This window comes from Enterococcus sp. DIV1639a, from assembly GCF_050530445.1.
Classification (GTDB): Bacteria; Bacillota; Bacilli; order Lactobacillales; family Enterococcaceae; genus Enterococcus_B; species Enterococcus_B hirae.
In genome coordinates this window covers 807,086-828,530 of sequence record NZ_CP172886.1, presented here as the reverse complement: position 1 = coordinate 828,530, position 21,445 = coordinate 807,086, and the positions used below count along the sequence as shown (strand labels likewise).

Here is a 21,445-nt window from a genome sequence, read left to right as displayed (position 1 = left end):
CTCCTTCATACTGTATCGTTTACTTTGTAAGCTTTTTTAGTATCAACAAGAACAGCTTCATGATGAGGCTGTTGTTCTTCTTCAGGGGGCAATTGCATGTAGTCACCAAAGACCTGTTTCAAATAGCGGTCATACCCAACAGGAATTGGCATTTTTGTCTCTTCAAAGGGAACAACAATCGCTGATTTAAAATCTTCCAAATGGTAAATATTTCCCATATATTTAGGTCCGACACATAATTCTGTGACATAAGGTGTCGATCCGAATGAGTACTTACTCATTTGTTTTTCTGCAAAACGCCAAATCTTATAGCGGATTTTGGGCGAAGAGAACGTACTTAAAAGCACCTTGCTACCTGTTGCCATCATTCCCCCATGTTTTTCGGGCACAACCTGAGAACAAAACAATGCATAAACGAGCGCCCACATTTTTTGGATTTTTCGTTGCGCACTTTTTTCAGGCGCACCGTCCAAAGGAAAAATATCAATCGGTATACCATGAGGAATAGCCATTCCTTCTTGATACGTTTTGACAAATGTGGTATTTGCATCTCGAATGGTCATAAATGAATTATGATCATTGTAATTCTCAGAAGCAACCAATAGCGGATAGCGTTCAACATCAGCATATTTTGGCCATAGTTCTTTTATTTTTTCATAATCTTGTCTAGGCATAAAAAAATCCAAGTCATCATCCCAAGGAATAAAACCTTGATGACGGATAGAGCCAATACAGCCACCGCCACAAAAATAACAAAGTAGGTCGTGTTTATTACAAAAATCGACAAAATATTGAGCGATTTCTAACACTACCTGCTGGACATTTCTTAATTCAGGATCATTACTATACATACTTACAGCTCCCTCTATTTTTATTTTATCATAACTATTTTTTTATCCGAAATAGAATCTGTCTAAATTTGCAAAAAAAGAGTGTGGGTCAAAAGGAAAACCTAAAGACCCAAACTCGAATAAATAGTGTGTTAGAAGAAACTTTTATCCTAACACTTTTATAAATGTGAGAATAAAGCCATGACAGCTGTCACTGCTTTTTTATTTCGATTGAAAAGCAAATGATATCACCCTGCTATTCCGGTCGCTTATTTAATACACTCGTTTTAGTGTTGCCATCAATCCTGGCATCTTTATTTCAACAAAACTTCCGATGCGTACAGCAGTTAAAAAGAATGAACAAGGCAGGTTATACAATTGCTTCGTTACTTTTTTTACTGTAGAGTCGGTGCAAGCAATTTTTTTCGCCTCAACAATAGTTGGATCCGTTAATATTTGCTTTGCTTCAGCTTTTTTTTCTTTTGCTGTCCGTGTCGAAGTGCCATAGATAGAAAAGATGACCGACGTCGTTCCTTTTAAATGGAGAGCTGCCATTCCTGGCTTATCGACTTCATTCGTCACTTCATTTGCTAATTGGTAGAACTCTTTGAAGGTACTAAATTTATTGGGACGGTACTGATTCGTGATTCCTTTGCCACCTTCAAATTCATAGATATAAGAAATTTTCGGGTTCATCAGGACATTTTGACAATATTTATAATAATGCAAATTAAAAATACGGTCTTCACAGCTATTGTATCCTTTAAAAAGAAGCTGATTCTGTTTTAAAATATCCCTTCGATAACATTTATTCCAAACTACATACATCAACTGATCGTTCATTAATCGATACATGTCTTTTATAAAACTATCATGACTTTGATAATGATGCTCCGTCACTAAATTTTCTTTTTCTGAAATAATCTGTTCTCCGTCCATCGTTCGAAAGATAAACGAACTAACGATCAAATCGGTGTCTGGATGTTTAGCTAAAAGCTTGTCATAATCAGATAAAACTTCTTTTTTCGGCGTATCATCCGCATCAAAAAATAAGATGTAAGTTCCTTGGGCTTGCATAATCCCTTCATTTCTAGCTAAACCAGGCCCTTGATTAGCCGTTGTGATCAGTCGAAATTTAGGGTCGTTCTCAATAAGTCTCGTAATGATTGCTTCCGTTTGATCTGTCGAACCATCATTGATTAACAAAACTTCATAATCAGTAAAATCAAATTCTTTTAAAGATGCGATCGTACGAGCAATCGTGCTTTCAGCATTATAAATGGGTATGACGATACTAAATTTTGGGTTACTCATTTTTCACTACCTCTCAACTAGCGAAAGATTTTCTCTTTTGGAAAAGCAATCTCTGCCAATGAATGAACATTCTCATCTTCTTCCAAGCCTTGAGAAGACATCTTATCAAAAAGAATTTTAATGGTTTGTAATAATATTTTTAAATCGAGCAATAAAGAATATTTCTTGATGTAAAGTAAATCAAACCGTAATTTACTGTTGTAATCTGATACGTATTTCCCATAAACTTGCGCATAACCCGTTATCCCAGCACGTACATTGTGTCTCAAATAGTAATAAGGATTTTCCGCATTGAATTGATCAACAAAGAAAGGACGTTCTGGTCGAGGACCAACGATCGACATGTCTCCCTTTAATACATTAAAGATTTGTGGTAATTCATCAAAACGAACTGCTCGGATAAATTTACCCACTGGAGTGACACGAGCATCGTTGCTCTTAGCCAAAACAGGTCCTGATTTGGCTTCTGCAGTCGCAGTCATCGAGCGAAATTTATAGATTGAAAATTCTTTTTGATTTTTAGTGATCCGAATTTGTTTATAAATAACCGGACCCGGTGAAGTAACTTTTACTAAAATAGCAGTTAATAACATGAAAGGTGAGGCTATGATCAGTAAAATCAACGAAACGATAATATCAAACAACCGCTTGAATAATTCATATTCTGGTGGAATTCTGAATCCTGAAGCTTCAATAATACTTTCATCTTCAAAGTTCATGATGTTTGGATTGATCATCGTTAAGTTTTCAAATGTCGTATTGAGAAATAATTTCTTCTCATTTTTTGTCACTAGTTGATAGATTTTTACTTTTTCTGCTTCTTCAATATGTGAAGCCAGATAGACGATATCCATTTGATCAATCATTTTTTTCACATTTTCATAGTAGTGATCGATGACAACCGCTTCTACTTTATGCTTATTATTTTTTTTAGAACTGAAATTTTGTATGGCCGGTGCCACATCTTTTTCTGATCCAACGATCACGACTTTCTTATCACGACTGACTTTCAAGTACAACTTATAAATTAATATTCTGTAAAGACTCAATAAAATGGTCGCTAGCACAAATGACAGTAAAATTACGCCTCGTGGGAAAGCAAACCAGCGTCCAGCAAAGGTGACGACCATGATCCCCAATGTCATTAAGACTTGACCAATAACCGTGACAAACACGATATCGCTGACCGTTCGATTATAAAAAACATATACGCCCAATAAGATATTCAAGGCAATAAATATAACAGAAATAAAGATTGCTGAATGTTGAAAAGTTTCAAAATTCCGCATGGGTATTTCCCCATGAAATTTCAGTAAGAAACTGCTATATATGGCTACATTGTACATCAAAACATCCATTAAAATAATGAATATTCGTCTTGCAGCACTCCATTCCCCATTTTTATTCATATATACACTCCTAATCACAAAATAATGCACCTATTATCTTACCATAGCAGGGTTTAAAAGCCTAGTGAATAAACAAATTGTAACAGAATTACAAAAAACTACTGCTCTACAATTATAACGCTTGCTTTTAATATCTCATTTTACGAAAAAAAAACTACCATGCTTTCTTAACTGATTGCATGATAGTTTCTATTTTCATTTCTTAATTAATCTGGTCTTAATGAAAAATCTCCAATTCCTTCTTTTGTCAGATTATCGTTATAAAAAGGATCATGGTTGATATATCCTGGCCATTTCACTTGCATTTTCTTTATCTCACCTGCAAAACGTTTTTGCTTCTCAGGCGTATCTTCATAGCCTCTTGATTTTGATTCAAAATGATAAAGTTCAACTTGATGGGCATAAACGTTATATCGACCTAGCTCATAAATTTTCAGGCATAAATCCACATCATTGAAAGCGACTGCTAATGTTTCATCAAAGCCATGGACCGCATGAAAATCACTGGCTTTGACCATCATACAGGCAGCTGTTACCGCTAAGTAATTGACATCGATGACTAACCGACCAAAGTAACCACAGTGTGTTTGGTCATAGTTGTTCAACGCATGACCAGCAACGCCACCAATACCAACTAACACACCAGCATGTTGTGTCGTATCATCTGGGTAGTAAAGTTTGGCACCGACACAGCCAATTCGATCAAATTGCGCATAGGCAACCATATTGGTCATCCACTCAGGCTCAATAACTTCCGTATCATTGTTTAAGAACAATAAATATTTGCCACTTGCTTTTTCTGCCGCTAGATTGTTGATCCTAGAATAATTGAAAGGTATATCGATCAATTCCACTATAAAACGTTCGTTTAGTCGTTGCTGGTATTCCTTAAATAGTTCCTGCATCTTAGGATCGGTACTACCGTTATCAGCAACAATGATCTCATAGTTGGAATAGGTTGTTTTGTCAATAATTGAGTCGATACATAATTTTAAGTCATCATATCCGTTTTTAGTGGGAATAATGACACTAACTAAGTCTTCTTGCAGCACTTCATAATTGACCTCGTAGAAGCCAGAGATTCGTCCAGGACGAACTTTTCCTTTAATTCCTCTACGATCGAGTGCATCAGTCAATGCCTTGACTCCAGAATCATAAATATAGCTCTTCGCTTCACCATTGCTGGCAGTAGATCCCGGAATCGTGCGCCAGTGATACAGTACTTTATCAATGTGATAAATGTGATCAGCTGGGATCTGCTCAGTTATTCGTAGTACCAAGTCATAATCTTGAGAACCTTCATATCCTTTTCTAAATCCACCGATTCCTTTAACTAAGCTGGTACGATAAACCCCTAAATGTGAAATATAATTATTGCCCATTAAAGTATCTGGTGACCAATCCGCTTTAAAATGAGGATCAAAACGCTGACCTTCTGCATCGATCTTATCTTCATCGCTATAAATGACATCAAGTTCAGGACGCTGATTCAAGACGCTTGCGACTTCAAACAACGCATAAGGCGGTAGTTCATCATCATTATCTAACAACGCTATGAACTCTCCTGTTGCCATTTCCAAAGCAGAGTTGGTCGCTAGACTGATATGCCCATTTTTTTCTCTAAAAACGACTTTGATTCGTTGATCTTTAGCTTGATACTTTTCTAAACATTTTCTGATTTTAGGATCAGTTGATGCATCATCACTGATACATAGTTCCCAGTGATCATACGTTTGTTTTAAAACAGAATCAATACATTTTTCCAGCCATTTGATTTCGACATTGTAGACTGGCATAAGTACTGAGATTAAGGGACGATATTCAAATCCTTTAGCATCTTGACGTTGCTTTTGGAGATCAAACTGTTCATGACGTTTGATCCATTCGGTGTAATCAACAGAAGCGGGTTTCATTTCAAATTTGACACGTCGGATCGCTTTTTTCACTCCGTGTGTCCGTGCATAATTGAATCCTTTTTGAAGCAATCTTTTTTTCTTTTCCCAGTTTGTTTCAAGGCCATCGTCATATGGATAACGACCATTCAATTTCACCGCAATCCCATTTTGATGGGATTTTGTTTGGAAATCTAAAATCGCTTTACCTTTCATTCTTCCAGATAATCGGATGTTGAAACCACTTGGTGTTTTCACATCCAGATTGTATAAATGATTGATATCCAAACGAACAACATTGGTGACTTCGGCAGATACTTTGTCCTTATCGACTTTAATGATCGGAATTTCTTTCGTCACCTCATCGACCGCCCAGCCAACAATCAATAAATCCCCAGTTGCTCTTTCACGAGTAATTCGGTCTATAAATACAGCAATCTCTTTTTTTTGCACGAGCTTTTGTTCTCCTTTATTAAAAATAAGTTCGTTCTTATATCTCGATAAACCAGGATTCGCCATTTTCAGCAACAGCTTCAATTAAAAAAGATTTTTCTCGTTCACATCTTATTTGCAATTCAAAACCAGCTTTTGTTCCCGCTGGCAATTGTTCCGCCTCATTTACTTCTGGCCGTTCAAACTGCAAGGCTTGAAAAAATGGTGCTTGGTTCACAGATAACTTATAGGATAACGGCTGACGTTGTGCGTTAGAAATTCCCCAACCATTGATTGTCAAAATTTTCGTTTCTGGATCCCAATGCTTGCTATCCACGCATAGAGAAATCGCCTTTGCTTGAATTTTCTTTGCTGTTTCTTTCGATCGAAGCTTGCGGTTTCTTGGTTTAATCGCGAATTCTTCCTCAGTTATCAGTTTACAATAACGGTCAGTCGTCATCTGTAATTCGTTATCTAATTTTTCATTTGTCAATCGCACTTGTTCATTTTCTTTTTTCAGCGAAGTGATTTGTGCCATTAGACGTTGCTCGATCTGCGCTAAAGGTTTGACTGCCTCAAGTAGTTCTTTCATGGTTTGTGTCAATTCCCCGATAAACCGATAATGACAATGGATCGTCAATTCTTGACCTGCGACATCAAATAGAGTAAATTGTGGCGTTACTTCACCATCAAATAAATAGCAATCATTTTGTGTTTTGATTACTGCATTAGATTGGATGAAATCAATTTTGTTCCCCGCCAACTCCCCGCTAAATTCGATAAAACTTGGTTGATCAGCAAATTTAAAAATGACCGATTCGACATTCCCGGCAATTGGAAAAGTCAATGTTTGGTTTTCTCCCGTATAATTGTTGAAAGGATATTTTTGGGAGACTTCTTTGTTTGCAGTCTTTTGGATCACTTCCACCATTCGAACATAATTCGAATTTTGTGGTTGTGAGATGTGACTATTCTCAGTGTGTTTTTTCAAAGAAAAGAAGTATTGATAAACTTCTCCGAAAGGTCGCATTTTGAACTCATAGCGAACTGCTTCGGGTAATTCTTCATAAGTTGAATTTAATTCTGTGTCTCCGACAGCTAAGTAAAGGTAATCCTCAATATTAATAGATAAACCAGCTTTTTCAAACACTTTTTTAAAACCTTCGTGTGTGTAAAAAGAATTATGTGTTTCATCTAATAAGCCATAAGAAGCCCATGGTAACTCATTGTTGAATAAATGGATCAGCACAGAATTATGGACTAAATTCGGAAATGTGATTAAAATTTCTCCATCTTCATTGAGAAATTCTCTCACTTTTTTTAATGTTTCAGCTGGGTTCACTAAATGTTCTAAAACATCGGCAAAAAGGATATAATCAAAGGTTTGCCCTGCATAATAGTTTGCCCACTCAAAACTTTCAATATCTCCATAAAAACCATCTTGTGAAAATTCACTGACAAAATCGAATAATTCTTTATCTAATTCGACGATACTTACTTGACAATTTTTGGCTCCGATTAAATGTTTGGTCAATCGGCCGTTTCCCGGTCCAAATTCCAAGACTTTGCTGCCTGGTTTAATTTGGGCAGCAATTTTCCCTACACTACTTTGTTCATCTAAGTCCATTTCAAAATCATACTTCATCGGCTAGATAACCTTCTTCCCATTTATGGTCTAAGACCACGATTCCTTCCCCAATATATGAACCATTAACAAATAAGTTCATATATTTTGTTTTGTAAACTAAAGGTACGGTGGCATTTTCTTCAAAAATTGCCACATCAAAATAATATTCACCAGCTAGCAGGCCTAGTTTTTCATATTCTAAATAGAAAACATTTTTGCCTTTTTTCCAAGGGATTTTGATGCCGTCCAACAGTGTATTTAAACCACAAACGTAAAAATTATCGACGGTCCGTAAGGCAATCCCTAAAACAGGATTCTTGATCGAATCATCTTTTACTTCATAGGTTACTTTGACATACAGTGTTTCGCCTTGATCAAGCACGTCAACAGGATTTTTTTCTTTATCCAATAATTCCGCACTCAGTACATCAACGATGTCAGGCGCTGCAAAACGTTCCATTTGATTTTTATTTCGATCAACTGTTTTGACTGATTTTTTCTTTAAAAAGTTTTCATAGTTTGTTGTGACATCCATGGTATCCCCATATTCAACTACTTCACCATTTTTTAGCCAATAGGATCGATCACAAAAACGGCGGATCGAACTGATGTCATGGGAGACGAATAAGATCGTTTTACCTGAGTTCTTGATTTCAGTAAATTTCTCCATACATTTCAACTGGAACTCAAGGTCCCCTACAGCTAAAGCCTCATCGACAATCAAGATATCTGGATTGACATTAATAGCTACCGCAAAGGCTAAACGAACAAACATCCCACTGGAATATGTTTTTACTGGTTGGTAAATATGTTCGCCGATATCAGCAAATTCAATGATGTCTCCGACCATTCCATCGATTTCTTCACGAGAAAAACCTAACACCATGCCATTCAAATAAATATTGTCATAGCCAGAATATTCGGGGTTGAACCCAGAACCTAGTTCTAATAGTGCAGATATTTTTCCTTCAATCTCCATTGTTCCAGATGTGGGCGTCAAAACGCCAGTAATGATTTTGAGCATGGTAGATTTTCCTGAACCATTTTCTCCGACAAAGCCGATCATTTCCCCTTTTTTAATTTCCACATTGATATTTTTCAACGCATAAAAAACGTCATGGTAAGATTTTTTAAAGGGATTCAATGCTTCACGAAAACGGTCAGATGGTTTTGCGTACATATTATAAGATTTTGTAATGTTTTTTAATTTAATCGCATATTCAGTCATATTCATACTCCTTACAGCACATCTGAAAAATGTGGTTTCAATCTACGGAACACAGCAGATCCAATAACGAAGATAGCTAGCGTAAATACCCAGAAATAGAGAGTATACATTCCGTGTTCCCAGAACCAAGCTTGTCCTAAGAAAGACTCACGATATCCTTGCACGACATAATAAAGTGGGTTTAGTTTTAAGATTTGAACGATCACTGGATTGAACTGACTTGGACTCCAAAGGATTGGCAATGTCCACATAACCAACTGTAGGACAATCGTGATCAATTGCATGATGTCTGGTAGAAATGGTTGAATCGATGCTGTCAACCATGTTAAGCCGGTTAAAAAAGCACACATACAGAATAAATAATAAATCAGTTGGAGCGTCATCCAAGTTGGATAGATTCCATGTCCAATAACCACCACTAAACCAACGAAAATAAAGAAAAGATGTGCATATAGATTCGATAAAATTTTCGTAGTTGGTAAAATGCGGATATTAAATACAACTTTTTTTACTAAATAAGTGTATTCTCTGAAAACTAACGTCGTTGATGTAAACGCGTCAGAAAAAAAGAACCATGGGATCATTCCCGTAATCAAATAAACAATAAAAGGATATTTTCCATCTGTCATCGCTGCCTTTAATCCAAAACCAAAGACCAACCAATAAATCAATACGGTAAAGACAGGATTAATGAATGCCCATAAAATTCCCAAAAAAGAGCCCGCATAGCGAGACTTAAAGTCATTCACTGAAAACTGAAGCAAGAGCTTTCTATTCTGGTAGATATCCTTCATAAATAAAAACAGATCTTTAAACATTTGTGTTCCTCCAAGCAAATTCTGTTAATTACAGTCATGTGCCATTTTACCACACTTTTACTCACGGACTGTGATATTCTTAGTTTCTTAATTTTCTATTAAGCAACTTTACGCTAACATTTTTATTTTACATAAGAAATAATTTAATTGCAATGAAGCAAAAAGCTAGCTGACCCAAGAATAACTTGTTTCAACTAGCTCTTATCTAAATATTTAATGTCGGCGTGCCACTCTTGATAGAGAGCCGTCTGTCGTTTCCCTCGTTTGTTGATTCGCTATTTTCCGCTTGTTTGCAACGTTTTTTAAATCATCATATCGGTGACTTGCCATTCCCAATAACAGATAGATGATAGGTACCCACGGAAAAGAAGTTAAAGTATCTTCCATAAAGGATTGGATCATCACTGCAAAGAATGCCCATAAAAAGGTTACTTGTCCATTCGATAAATCTGCTTTTAAGGTCAATCGACCTACATAGATTAAGACTAGTACTCCTGCGATGATGACACCCAGCAATCCATATAGATTTAAAAATGAATTATAACTATTGTGATTTCCTAAAAATTGATTTCCACGTTGAAAAATGAACGGTTTCATTCCAACCCAGACTTGTTCGCTTTTTTCTGAAATAGTCTCATAGAATTTCAACCAAATTTCTTCACGACCAGTAAAGAGATTTAGATGCTCGGAATGAGCTGCTAAGTAAGAAACTGGCAACGCAAAAATCGTGACAATCATGTAGGCTAAAAATGGCGCTCGTATTATTTTGAACAATTGTTTTGGCCAAATATCCAGTAAAACAAATACGATCATCGCAACTAAAGCACCTTTTGATTGACAGACCCAGATACCAATAATCCCAGCAATCACACTCGGAAATCCAACGAATACCCGAACATACCAGCGCTCAAATGAACTGGCAAACCCACTGATCAGTAAGGAGAGGGTCATTAAAGTACTACCAATCGTATTCGTGTTGATCCAAATATCGGAAACTTTATTATCAGGCAACCAAATACTTTCACCATCAGGAATTTTTATTTCAGTAAAAATGCGGTATAACGTAATGCCAAGAAAGACATAACATACTAAAATAAAAATCGAACGATCTAACTTATCAAACTGAATCCATTTAACCGTCAAACAAAAGACTATGATTAGCGGGATCAAAAGATCTACATTCATAGAACTTGCTCTTACTTCACGGAAATGATCAAACAAAAAATAAATAAGCATTGCCGCTGCTAAAAAAATAAAGTCAGATCTTCGTCCTTTATATACGTTTAAAATAAATAAAATGACAATGCCAAACGTAACAAATTGCGCACTGTTGTCATATAAAAAAAGCGCTTGAGCATTGCCTAGGCCTGCTGTCCATACAAAATAAATAGCAGAAAGAAATAGAATCAGTAATCCAACACTCATTTTATTTATTAATTTTCCAATAACCGTCTGAATAATCTCCATCCTCCTTTCATACTGTTTTATTATACTGTTTTTTAAAAACAAACGGCAATGCTATTTTTAGATTAATTGATAAAAAACTCACTTTTAGTGCTTCATCCAGTCTTTTTAAAAGAAAAAACATGGAACCTAAAAATAGGTACTGAGCAATTTCAGAAGAAGCAGTAAAGAAATTTACTTCCTTACACTCCCATATCAATTACTCAATACCTAATAATTACTTTCTCAACCGCCTGTATACGACCATTCATCTACTTGGTTATCCGTATTATTCACAGCATTATTGGCTGTAGATGGATCGTTTTCAGGATAGGTTACTTCAAAAATCATATAACCATCTTTATCAGGACCGTATAGTTGAGTGAATTGTGCTTGGTACAATTGATTATAATCAGTTAACGGGCGTTTGCTGACCACGTATTTGATTCCAAGCTTTTCAGCATCTTTAAAGTTGAGGGTCACAGAAAACATATCTGGACGATCTAAAACAAATGAAGTTTTTTCTTTAGCAATAAAGGCACGTGTGTGGGCATATCGATTATAATATTTTTCATATTTTTTATCTGGATCAATTTTAGCCCATGCCTTCATGTCTGGATAAAAGCGTACCGAATTAAAAGCTTTTACGCCTAATGTTGGTGTAAAGTTATACAGCTCATCTTCTGTTAACCATACTTGTTGTGGATCTGCCTGATCAATTGCTTTTATCTCTTTTGCCAGAGTCTTTTCAAAGATCGCACCAGTTCCTTCTACAACTGGGTTCACAAAGAAACCTGAAGCTACAATCAAAGCGATAAACGAAAGATAGAACAATCGACAACGTCGAAACAGAATAAATGCCAGGATTAACGTACCAACAATCACGATCATGGTGATCTCAAATTCGGTAAAGTATTTTGTCATTTTGGAATTGACCAAAGCATACGTAAAGATTCCCGCGTTCGCCAACAATAGGAAAAATTTATACCATGTTGGGATCACATCTTCTTGCCAAATATAGGCAATAAACCATATGGTTAAGAGGCAAGCTGCAAAACTAAAGGTTAAGATTGCTCTAAAAGGTGGCACGTAAGATAATAAAGTGAGTTCAGTGAGCCATTTTGGTAATCCTAAAGTAATCCAATAAATTGAAAACAGACAAAAGAGCATTAAAATCCGTCCAAACAGTTTTTGTTCACTATTTTTTTTACCGAATAAAACAAATGGGCTTGCTAAAAAGACGGTCGGGAAGAAATGATAAAACAGAGCAACTTCAGAATTATTAGAAAAATTGATATCTTTAAACGAAATTTTCCAGTTTGTCAGAAAATAAAAGAACTCTCCTAAATGCCATTTTCCTCCTGTACTTACTCGTTTTCCTGGATATAAGGTATTTAAAGAAGCCAGTAACGCATCTTTAGAGGTTAACCAAAAGTGGATCAGTACGCCACCTATAAATAATATTGCCCCAATGATCAGTACTGCATCAAACCAATCCCAAGTGATTCGCTTCCCATAATAGAGCAATAACCCAACAAAATAAAAGACAAGTAAATAAGCAAGCATAACTTGATGGGCTGGATAAATCACCAGGATAAAGCCTAGACCAAATATGACGATCAAACTCATCATCATTGCTCGTACCCATTTTTTTTGATGTTGGTAAAAATAATGATAAAAAGCAACCATTAGTCCTAATGTGAAGAAAATCAAATCTCCCACGTGTTGCATGAACCACCACTGGACTGCTGGTGAGAAAGTTAAGGCAAAGGCGCCTACGAGTGATAAAGCTTTTTTTCTTTTTGTCAAAATCATTAAAACTTCATACCCCAATAAAACCATGACCACTAATTTCATTGCCCAATAAAACGAAAGCCCACGATCTCTTCCCAAGAAAAAGAATCCCCAATTGAATGGTTTACCAATAACTGTGATATCTTTAACAGGAGAATTATAAGCAATGATCATATTTTGTCCATTTAAGGAATAATCGGGATTTACTAAAGGATAGTCATTTTCAGCTTGTGAAAGATAAAAAGGTGTTTGCACGAGCCATTCATCTGAACGAACTTCCCTATTTTGCCCGAAGATGACATCAGTTTTCTTTCCGTCATCTCGTTGCGATACATATTTATCCCATACACCCAATGAACTACCATTCAAATTAAACGTCACAATAACTACAATGACTAGCAATCCGATGAGGTAACGAAGTTTTAGAAAGACATCAAGAACAGAATGATCTGTGCGCTCAGGCTTCACGGCTGTTCGTTGCGCGCGTCTTGTTTGTTTTTCCATGCGATTCTCCAATTTCTAGTTTGTTCTTTTTTTACGGAAAAACAAGTTTGCTATTTCAAACTTTCAGCTGCTTCCAACATTTTTGCTAATGCTTCTTGCCATGTCGGAATGACAAAGCCTAGATCTTCTGCTTTCTTTAGACTCATCACAGAATATTGTGGGCGAACTGCTTTTTGTGGATACTCTGCTGAAGTGACTGGTGCTACTTCGACATCCGTATCTTTTAAGATTTCTTTGGCAAATTCATACCATGAACAGCTATTTTCATTGGATAACTGATATACGCCATAAGGTGCTTGTTTTTCAATCACATATACCATAAATTCAGCAAGTGTTCGAGTCCAAGTTGGGCGACCATATTGATCATTGACAATAGTTAAACGATCATGCGTTTCGGCTAAACGTTGCATTGTAAAGACAAAATTATGTCCATAAACACCAAATACCCATGAAGTACGGATAATATAATAGTCTTCTAAGATTTCTTGAACTGCTTGTTCCCCTAGTAATTTTGTGCGACCATACTCATTCAATGGGTTAGTTGGATCGTCTTCGCGGTATTCTTGGTCTTTCTTTTTGCCATCAAAGACATAATCCGTACTGATATATACTAATTTAGCATTCACTGCTTTTGCAGCCAATGCCACATTTTTAGTTCCATCAACGTTAATCTTCTCATCTAATTCTTTGCCTTCTTCTTCTGCTTTATCAACGGCTGTATACGCTGCACAATGAAAAATAATTTCTGGCTTTAAGTTTGTAATATACTCCATTGTTTTTTCTGCATCAGTAATATCCAGCTCAGCAGCATCAGTTGACACATAAGCCATTCCTTTTTCATCTAATAAATGGCGTAATTCCGTTCCAAGTTGACCATTTCCTCCGGTTAATAAGAACATTCTGATCTCTCCTCTTTTTTGTTTTAAAAAGGGGTCTGCAACATCTGTCACAGCTCCCCTTACAATTGCCAATAAACAATTCCTATTTTTATACTAATTTTTTTCTGCACGTTTTACAACTTCATGCGTGTCTTTTTTACCCAAATTTTTTGAGAGTTCCTTAAATCCGGCTTATCATCATTTATTGACCATTTTTGGCATAGGCTGCTTCCACAGCTTCTTTTTCTTTCTTCCACCAATCTTGGTGTTCTTCATACCATTTGATTGTATCAGCTAAACCATCACGGAAGTTGGTAAATTCAGGTTGCCAACCTAGCTCCTCACGTAACCTTGTCGAATCAATTGCATAACGTAAATCATGTCCTGCACGATCGTTGACATGGTCGTAAGCATCTTTGGGTTGTCCCATAAGTTCCAAAATCAATTCCATGACTGTTTTGTTATCTTCTTCCCCATCGGCACCGATCAAATAAGTTTCACCGATTTTTCCTTTAGTCAAAATCAACCAAACCGCAGATGAATGATCATTCGTATGGATCCAATCGCGAACGTTTTTTCCTTCACCATATAGTTTTGGACGTATACCACTTAAGATATTAGTAACTTGACGAGGAATAAATTTTTCAATATGTTGATATGGTCCATAGTTGTTTGAACAATTTGAGATCGTTGCTTGCAACCCAAATGAACGAACCCAAGCTTTCACTAATAGATCAGAGCCCGCTTTAGTTGAAGAATATGGACTTGATGGATTATAAGGTGTTTCAGCTGTAAATTTTTCCCCTTCGCCTTCTCCATGACCTGGTAAATCTTCACGTAAAGGTAAATCCCCATACACTTCATCGGTGGATACATGATGGTACCGAACATTGTATTTACGACAAGCTTCTAACAGGGTGTACGTACCAATAATATTGGTTTGGACAAAAGGAAATGGATCTTTTAGCGAATTATCGTTATGCGATTCTGCTGCATAGTGGACTACGGCGTCTGCTTCTTTGACTAAACGATCCACTAATTCTGCATCCGCAACATCACCAACGACCAATTCTACACGGTCACTAGGTAGCCCTGCTAAGTTCTCTTTATTCCCAGCATAAGTCAATTTATCTAACACCGTAACATGAACCTCTGGATGATGATTGACCACATAGTGGACGAAATTTGAGCCGATAAATCCGGCACCACCAGTAACAATGATATTTTTCATATAAAAATTCTCCTTGCAATCCTAAATTTCACCATAAACAAATGGATTTTCTGCTTCAAACTCTTTTAAAGTTGGATGATGCTGATCCTTTTCAGACATAATCGCTTTGGAAAGATCGATAGGCCAATCAATCGCTAAGTCTGGATCATCAAAGGCAATCCCACCATCAGCTTGTGCATTGTAGTAATTATCACATTTGTAAAGAAAATTGACATTTGGTGTCAATGTCACAAATCCATGAGCATAACCTTTAGGCACCAAAAGTTGTCGATGGTTGTGTTCAGATAAGATAAAGCCTTCCCATTTACCATAGGTTGGACTTCCTTTACGAATATCGACAATTACATCTAAAACAGCACCAGAAGTTACCCGAATCAATTTCGTTTGTGCTGCTTCTCCTTTTTGGAAATGCAGTCCGCGGATAACACCAGCTTCTGCCGATAATGAATGATTATCTTGAACAAAATCAAAATCTAAACCATGTTCAACAAATTTTGCTTTGGAATAACTTTCGGTAAAAAAGCCACGATGATCACCAAAAACATCCATTTCAATGATCTTCACATCTGTTAAATTAGTATCAGTTACTTTCATTACTTCAGACTCCCTTAATTGTTGGCCAACTGTAAGAGATATTGACCATATTGATTTTTTTTCAACGGTTGAGCTAATGCAAGTAATTGCTCTTTAGTGATATATCCCATTCGGTAGGCGATTTCTTCTAAGCAAGCTACCTTGAGATTTTGACGTTTTTCAATCGTTTCAATAAATGTGGATGCCTCTAGAAGAGATTCATGCGTGCCAGTGTCTAACCAAGCAAAACCTCTACCCATCAATTCAACAGATAGTTTTCCTTTTTCTAGATAGACTTTGTTTACATCAGTGATCTCTAATTCACCACGTTCAGAAGGTTTGATGTTTTTCGCAATCGAAATAACATCATTATCATAAAAATATAACCCTGTTACTGCATAATTTGATTTTGGTAGCGCAGGTTTTTCTTCGATTGACAGAGCCCGCATCTTTTCATCAAATTCTACAACACCAAAACGTTCTGGATCATTAACGTGGTAACCAAACACTGTTGCTCCAGTATCTTTAGAAGCAGCGCGTTGAAGCATTTTAGATAAGCCACCACCGTAATAGATGTTATCTCCTAAAACTAAGCACACACTATCATCACCGATAAATTCTTCACCGATAATAAAAGCCTGTGCTAGCCCATCTGGACTTTCTTGCACTGCATACTCAATTTGTAATCCTAACTCTGCCCCATTACCAAACAGTTCTTTAAATCTTGGTGTATCTTGAGGAGTAGAGATAATCAGGATTTCTTTGATACCCGCTAGCATTAGTGTAGACATTGGATAGTAGATCATTGGTTTATCGTAGACTGGCATCAACTGTTTTGAAGTTGCCTTAGTTAGAGGGTATAAGCGTGTACCACTTCCCCCAGCAAGAATGATTCCCTTCATGAGTATAAATTCTCCTTTTCAATTTAAAATTCACCTTGTTATTATCTCATCAAACTTGTTATTTGTCATGGAATTATTAACGATTTAACTATCTTTTATTAATTCCAAACCATTTTCTCTTCACAAGCGCCTTGATCAGATTCAACCGCCAGGTAATTTTTTGGGTTAGTTTAGTGTTTGTTTTGATTTCACTCACATTAAAATCATGTCTACGATAAAGTGTCAATGTTTCTCTAATAAACCCAACACGAGTTCCACCTAACATTCCAATCCACATATCATGCATTGGTACTTCAGAAGGAATCGGTACTATTTTTTTCTTTAATGAAGATCGAAAAGCCATGCCGGCACCGATATAATTACTCCGAATCAAATTATTGAGCCAGCCTGTTCGGGAATGCCGATAGGAAAAATACGACGCGTGTATCTCATTGAGTTGACCATCCACAATCACTAGATCACTCACTACTACTAATTGTTGCGGATTTTCTTCAAAATATGCGGTGATCTTAGCCACCTTATTAGGTAGCCAAACATCATCTTGGTCTGCTAAAAAAATGATGTCACCTTTAGATTGTTGAATGGTATGGTTGAAGTTGGCAATGACACCTTTCCTTGGTCCTTCAACAAATTTGATTCGATTGTCTAGTTGCGTGTATTCCTTTATAATTTGACAAGTTTCATCTGTCGATCCATCATCTGAAATAATCAATTCATCCTCAAGTGTCAGTTGGTTTAAAATACTATCCAATTGTTCTCTTAAATATCTGCCACCATTAAAGGTAGCCATACAAACTGATCGCACAAATTCACACCCTTCAGTTTTCAGTAAATGATTGTAATGTCAAACGCCATATTTTACGATTTCTGACTGTTAAAAATTGTTTTACTGTACGTAACAATAATTGTTTTCGATGACGCGGTAACATTTCTTTATCATAATTTTGATAAAAAGTTTTTTCAGCTTTCAGTATCGACTGATACCTTGTAACAGAAACTTTCTGATAATCAAGAACTGAAAGATCATGTTCCATTTTTTCAGGTAAGATAAAAACCGTCTTTTTGAACTGATAGATCGTCCAAAAAAGCCAATGATCCAAGAAATCAAGGGGAAAATCTAAATTAAAACCGCCAATTTCCTTTAAAAATTTGATAGAAAAAACAGCGCCCGAATTAATCGCCATGATTCGTCTTTGACTGAGCTGTGATCGCTCAACCTTTTCAACTTGACGATTGATATAGCGATCCGCAAAAACAGGCGATATTTGGTTGCTTCCAGCATAAACCAACGGAACTGCTGCAACCAATTCATCTGTCCAATCAATCGTTAATAGCGTATCAAAATACGTTGCAGTCAATTGACTATCATGATCGAGTGTAACGAAATAGCGAATATTCTGCTGTGCATGATTCAACGCATAATTATAAGCCGTAGCCAGACCAGGATTTGATGGATCATGATAGTAGCTTATATCTTCGTTTTGTTCTAATAATGGCTCCAATTGCATAACGGGACTATTATCGTAAACAACCAGTTGAATCTTCTTCTCTTTGACAGCTTTCATGAGCAGATCAAAAGAAGGCGATTGACTAAAACGCTGCTGGTATAATACGATAACGACTACTATTTTGGGTATGGTCAAAAGAAAGTCCACCCCCACTTATTGAAAAATTTCACCATTGACTGTAAAAAGATACGAAAAAGTTTAAAATTGCGATGAGCGCCTTTTCCATATAAATGAACAATCGTATATAACGGCGTATAAAGGAGTTTTTCTCCTGCTTTTTCAAAAGTTAAGCAAAGATCATTATCTTCAAAATACATAAAATAGCGATTATCAAACCCGTTGACTTTTTTAAATTTATTGACATCAACGACCATAAAACTACCAGAGATCATACGCACGTAGCTATTGGTTGTTTCTGACAAATCATGGCATTCGAATTTTGCTAAACGTTGAGCAAACAACTGCTTGACAAAACGAGCCGGAATAAACCGCAATACATAATCGAATACATCTAATTTTTGGCGAATCAAATGTTGTGTCGTACCATCTTCATTCAATATTTTAGGTGCTAACATGGCACATTCTGGATGTTCCTGCAAAAGTTTGACCAAATCAACGACTGTCTGCTGATCCACCAGAATATCTGGGTTAAAGATCACAGCATAAGAAAAGTCACTCGTTAATAAATTATGGTTATGTCCATAACCAAATCCTTTATTTTCCTGATTAAAATAGATTTTGACAAACGGATACTTTAGATATTCTTTCAATCGTTCTTGGTAGTCAATCGACGAAGCATTATCGAAAATCAAGATCTCAACCATGGCTTGGTCATTTATGCTGGCTAGAAGCGTATCTAACGTTTGAAAAATCTTTTGACTATTAGCCGTTACGATGCTAATTAAAATCGGTTGTTTTTGATTTATTTTCATTAGTGTCTAGTCCATTTCCTTTTATATTTCTGTATGACTTGTGTTCGATATTCTTTATTGCCTAAAAAACGTAAAGTTTTAAGAATGTACTGATGCTTCTCGTTGATCAATCCAATCAACTCAAACAATAAAATAGCCGCAAATAGCATCGAAACGATCAAAACAATCGAACCGAGACGCCCAGTATAGTTCATGATCATGGCAGTAAATGAAAACATCAATGCCATAGCATAAATGGTCAAAACTGCTCCTTTATGCGTAAAACCTAGACTCAATAATCGATGATGTAGGTGTTTTTTATCTGCTGTAGAAAAAGAGACACGGTTCGCTTTTCTGCGAATAATCGCAAAAAATGTATCTGTTACTGGAACGCCCATCACAATCAATAATGAGATAGAAGAAACAAATGTTACATTCTTCAGACCTTGTAGAGAAAGAACAGCCATCATAAATCCTAAGAACAATGCCCCAGTGTCTCCTAAGTAAATTTTGGCAGGATAAAAATTATAAGGAAAAAAGCCAATAATGCTTGCCACTAAACAGAATATGACGATTGGTATGTATACTGTAGAAGCATGTAGGAAAAAATATCCGATAATACCTATTGTAATCAACCCGATCAACGAGATTCCGGTTGCCAAGCCGTCTAATCCATCAATCAAATTAATTGCATTAGTGATACCGAAAATCCAAAAAATGGTCACAGGAAAACTCAGCCAACCCAATTCGATATAACCAAAAAAGGGCAATGTTACTGAATCAATGTGAATATCTGCCACAAAATAGACGATCAACGCTGCTAATAAGATCCCGACGGACTTTTGTTTAGGCGTCAACTCGTATTTATCATCCAGTACTCCCGTTAGAATGATCACTAAGGAAGCTAGTAAAATAGGAATGATATAAAATTTGGGAATGATGTCACGAAAAAACAATAAGGTGGATACGACAAATGAAACAAAAATGGGTAGTCCCCCAGCTGAAGGCATAGGTATTTCATTAATACGTCGCGCATTCGGTTTATCCACCATTCCGGTTTGGACAGAAATAATTTTAAATATGGGCGTTAGTACTAAAGATAACAAGATTGTTAAAAAAAATTTGACAACCATACTAAATGAAACAAGCATATTGGCACCTACTTTAATTAAGAGTCTAGAATTATTATAAAACACTCAAGCAATAAAAACTCGCAGTTCTATTTTTTTTTATGAGAAAATTTATTTTTGAAACGAATCCACCATTTATTTGTAGAAACTCGTCTTTTCTTGATTTCGTTACCTGTTATGTATTCTTGCACAACAGCATTGATGATTCCGCCAAATATAATGATTGTAGCAGCAAAATTGAGCCATAGCATCAAGACGATGAAACTCCCGATGATTTGGTATCCACTGACTCTTGTTGCAAAGTATTTTGCGTAGATTCCAAACACCTGAGATAGCAACATCCAGCCGACAGTAGCAAAAATCGTTCCCGGAATCACTGCTTTTAGTTTTAATTGCGCATTCGGTACTATCACATAAATCAAAAACATAATGATAAATAAGACAACTAAGGTAATCGGCCATTTCAAAGTTTGGAACTGGATGATCACATTGCCAGAAAAATTAAAAATCGGTTGGAGCGCTTCAAGTATCATTTGACCCAGTCCTAAAAAAATCGTTACTCCACTAATCGCAATCATAAAAAGCAAAATCACTACTAATGAAAAGAAACGGACGATCAAAAAATTCTTTCTATTTTCTACACCATAAGCCTTATTCATGGCAATTTGTAAAGCGTTGATACTTTGACTGGCAGACCACAAAGCAGCTAAAGCAGATAACGACAACAAGCCACCGGAACTTTGCGTTAACAAATTTCGAATTGCAGGACCGATAAACTGATAGACCGTCTCAGGGATGATTTGCCGCACATAAGTCAATACTGTCTCTTGATCGATTTTTAGAAATGGCAAAATATTACCAAACGCAATAATTAGGGGAAATAAAGACAATAATAAATAATACGCCACAACAACTGACGTGGTACCCATTTCTGAATCAGTGATCCGTTTTTTTGTTGTTGCAATAAAACGCATTAAATTTTCGTTTTGCTTTATTTTCCCTAATAATTTCATCAAATTCT

At 36.2% G+C, this 21,445-nt stretch carries 18 protein-coding genes; all 18 read right to left on the bottom strand.

Annotated features, from left to right (window positions below; genetic code table 11):
* Positions 1-5: 5 nt before the first annotated feature.
* Positions 6-851 carry a LicD family protein gene (locus IGJ32_RS03815; RefSeq protein ID WP_010719733.1) on the bottom strand — a complete coding sequence of 282 codons (846 nt, stop codon included), beginning with the start codon at positions 849-851 and terminating at the stop codon, positions 6-8.
* Positions 852-1,103: 252 nt separating this feature from the next.
* Positions 1,104-2,144, bottom strand: a complete 1,041-nt coding sequence (locus IGJ32_RS03810; protein ID WP_010738173.1) for a glycosyltransferase family 2 protein — start codon at positions 2,142-2,144, stop codon at positions 1,104-1,106.
* A 17-nt stretch (positions 2,145-2,161) separates the two neighbouring features.
* A complete protein-coding gene (locus tag IGJ32_RS03805) occupies positions 2,162-3,553 on the bottom strand; it encodes a sugar transferase (RefSeq protein WP_010738174.1) in 1,392 nt (463 codons plus the stop codon).
* Between the two features lie 206 nt (positions 3,554-3,759).
* Positions 3,760-5,898, bottom strand: coding sequence for a glycosyltransferase family 2 protein (locus tag IGJ32_RS03800; protein ID WP_205216617.1), 2,139 nt, complete (start codon positions 5,896-5,898; stop codon positions 3,760-3,762).
* A gap of 37 nt (positions 5,899-5,935) precedes the next feature.
* Positions 5,936-7,522, bottom strand: a complete 1,587-nt coding sequence (locus IGJ32_RS03795) for a class I SAM-dependent methyltransferase (RefSeq protein ID WP_178306104.1) — start codon at positions 7,520-7,522, stop codon at positions 5,936-5,938.
* Positions 7,512-8,732, bottom strand: a complete 1,221-nt coding sequence (locus tag IGJ32_RS03790) for an ABC transporter ATP-binding protein (RefSeq protein ID WP_010719738.1) — start codon at positions 8,730-8,732, stop codon at positions 7,512-7,514. The genes IGJ32_RS03795 and IGJ32_RS03790 overlap by 11 nt, the downstream gene beginning before the upstream one ends.
* Before the next feature lie 11 nt (positions 8,733-8,743).
* A complete protein-coding gene (locus IGJ32_RS03785) occupies positions 8,744-9,550 on the bottom strand; it encodes an ABC transporter permease (protein ID WP_010719739.1) in 807 nt (268 codons plus the stop codon).
* A 213-nt stretch (positions 9,551-9,763) separates the two neighbouring features.
* Complete coding sequence (locus tag IGJ32_RS03780) at positions 9,764-11,017, bottom strand: EpaQ family protein (RefSeq protein ID WP_088775038.1); 1,254 nt, start codon at positions 11,015-11,017, stop codon at positions 9,764-9,766.
* Positions 11,018-11,239: 222 nt separating this feature from the next.
* Positions 11,240-13,291 (bottom strand): DUF7657 domain-containing protein, encoded by a 2,052-nt coding sequence (locus IGJ32_RS03775; protein ID WP_342081558.1) that lies wholly within the window; start codon positions 13,289-13,291, stop codon positions 11,240-11,242.
* 50 nt (positions 13,292-13,341) lie between these two features.
* Positions 13,342-14,190 carry a dTDP-4-dehydrorhamnose reductase gene (rfbD, locus tag IGJ32_RS03770; protein ID WP_014834184.1) on the bottom strand — a complete coding sequence of 283 codons (849 nt, stop codon included), beginning with the start codon at positions 14,188-14,190 and terminating at the stop codon, positions 13,342-13,344.
* A gap of 181 nt (positions 14,191-14,371) precedes the next feature.
* Positions 14,372-15,400: a dTDP-glucose 4,6-dehydratase gene (gene rfbB / locus IGJ32_RS03765; RefSeq protein ID WP_010719743.1), complete on the bottom strand. Its 1,029-nt coding sequence runs from the start codon at positions 15,398-15,400 to the stop codon at positions 14,372-14,374.
* 21 nt (positions 15,401-15,421) lie between these two features.
* The gene (gene rfbC / locus IGJ32_RS03760) at positions 15,422-15,994 is read right to left on the bottom strand and encodes a dTDP-4-dehydrorhamnose 3,5-epimerase (RefSeq protein ID WP_010719744.1); all 573 of its coding nucleotides are present in this window, start codon (positions 15,992-15,994) and stop codon (positions 15,422-15,424) included.
* A gap of 14 nt (positions 15,995-16,008) precedes the next feature.
* Positions 16,009-16,875 carry a glucose-1-phosphate thymidylyltransferase RfbA gene (gene rfbA / locus IGJ32_RS03755; RefSeq protein WP_053766099.1) on the bottom strand — a complete coding sequence of 289 codons (867 nt, stop codon included), beginning with the start codon at positions 16,873-16,875 and terminating at the stop codon, positions 16,009-16,011.
* 88 nt (positions 16,876-16,963) lie between these two features.
* On the bottom strand, positions 16,964-17,680 hold the full coding sequence (locus tag IGJ32_RS03750; RefSeq protein ID WP_342081559.1) for a glycosyltransferase family 2 protein: 717 nt from the start codon (positions 17,678-17,680) through the stop codon (positions 16,964-16,966).
* 13 nt (positions 17,681-17,693) lie between these two features.
* Entirely contained in the window at positions 17,694-18,518 is an 825-nt protein-coding gene (locus IGJ32_RS03745) for a glycosyltransferase (protein WP_178306105.1), read from the bottom strand.
* Entirely contained in the window at positions 18,515-19,315 is an 801-nt protein-coding gene (locus IGJ32_RS03740; RefSeq protein WP_010719748.1) for a glycosyltransferase, read from the bottom strand. The genes IGJ32_RS03745 and IGJ32_RS03740 overlap by 4 nt, the downstream gene beginning before the upstream one ends.
* A complete protein-coding gene (locus IGJ32_RS03735; RefSeq protein WP_342081560.1) occupies positions 19,315-20,445 on the bottom strand; it encodes a glycosyltransferase family 4 protein in 1,131 nt (376 codons plus the stop codon). Before IGJ32_RS03735 ends, IGJ32_RS03740 begins: the two co-directional genes overlap by 1 nt.
* A gap of 68 nt (positions 20,446-20,513) precedes the next feature.
* On the bottom strand, positions 20,514-21,437 hold the full coding sequence (locus IGJ32_RS03730; protein WP_010719750.1) for a YihY/virulence factor BrkB family protein: 924 nt from the start codon (positions 21,435-21,437) through the stop codon (positions 20,514-20,516).
* Positions 21,438-21,445: the final 8 nt, after the last annotated feature.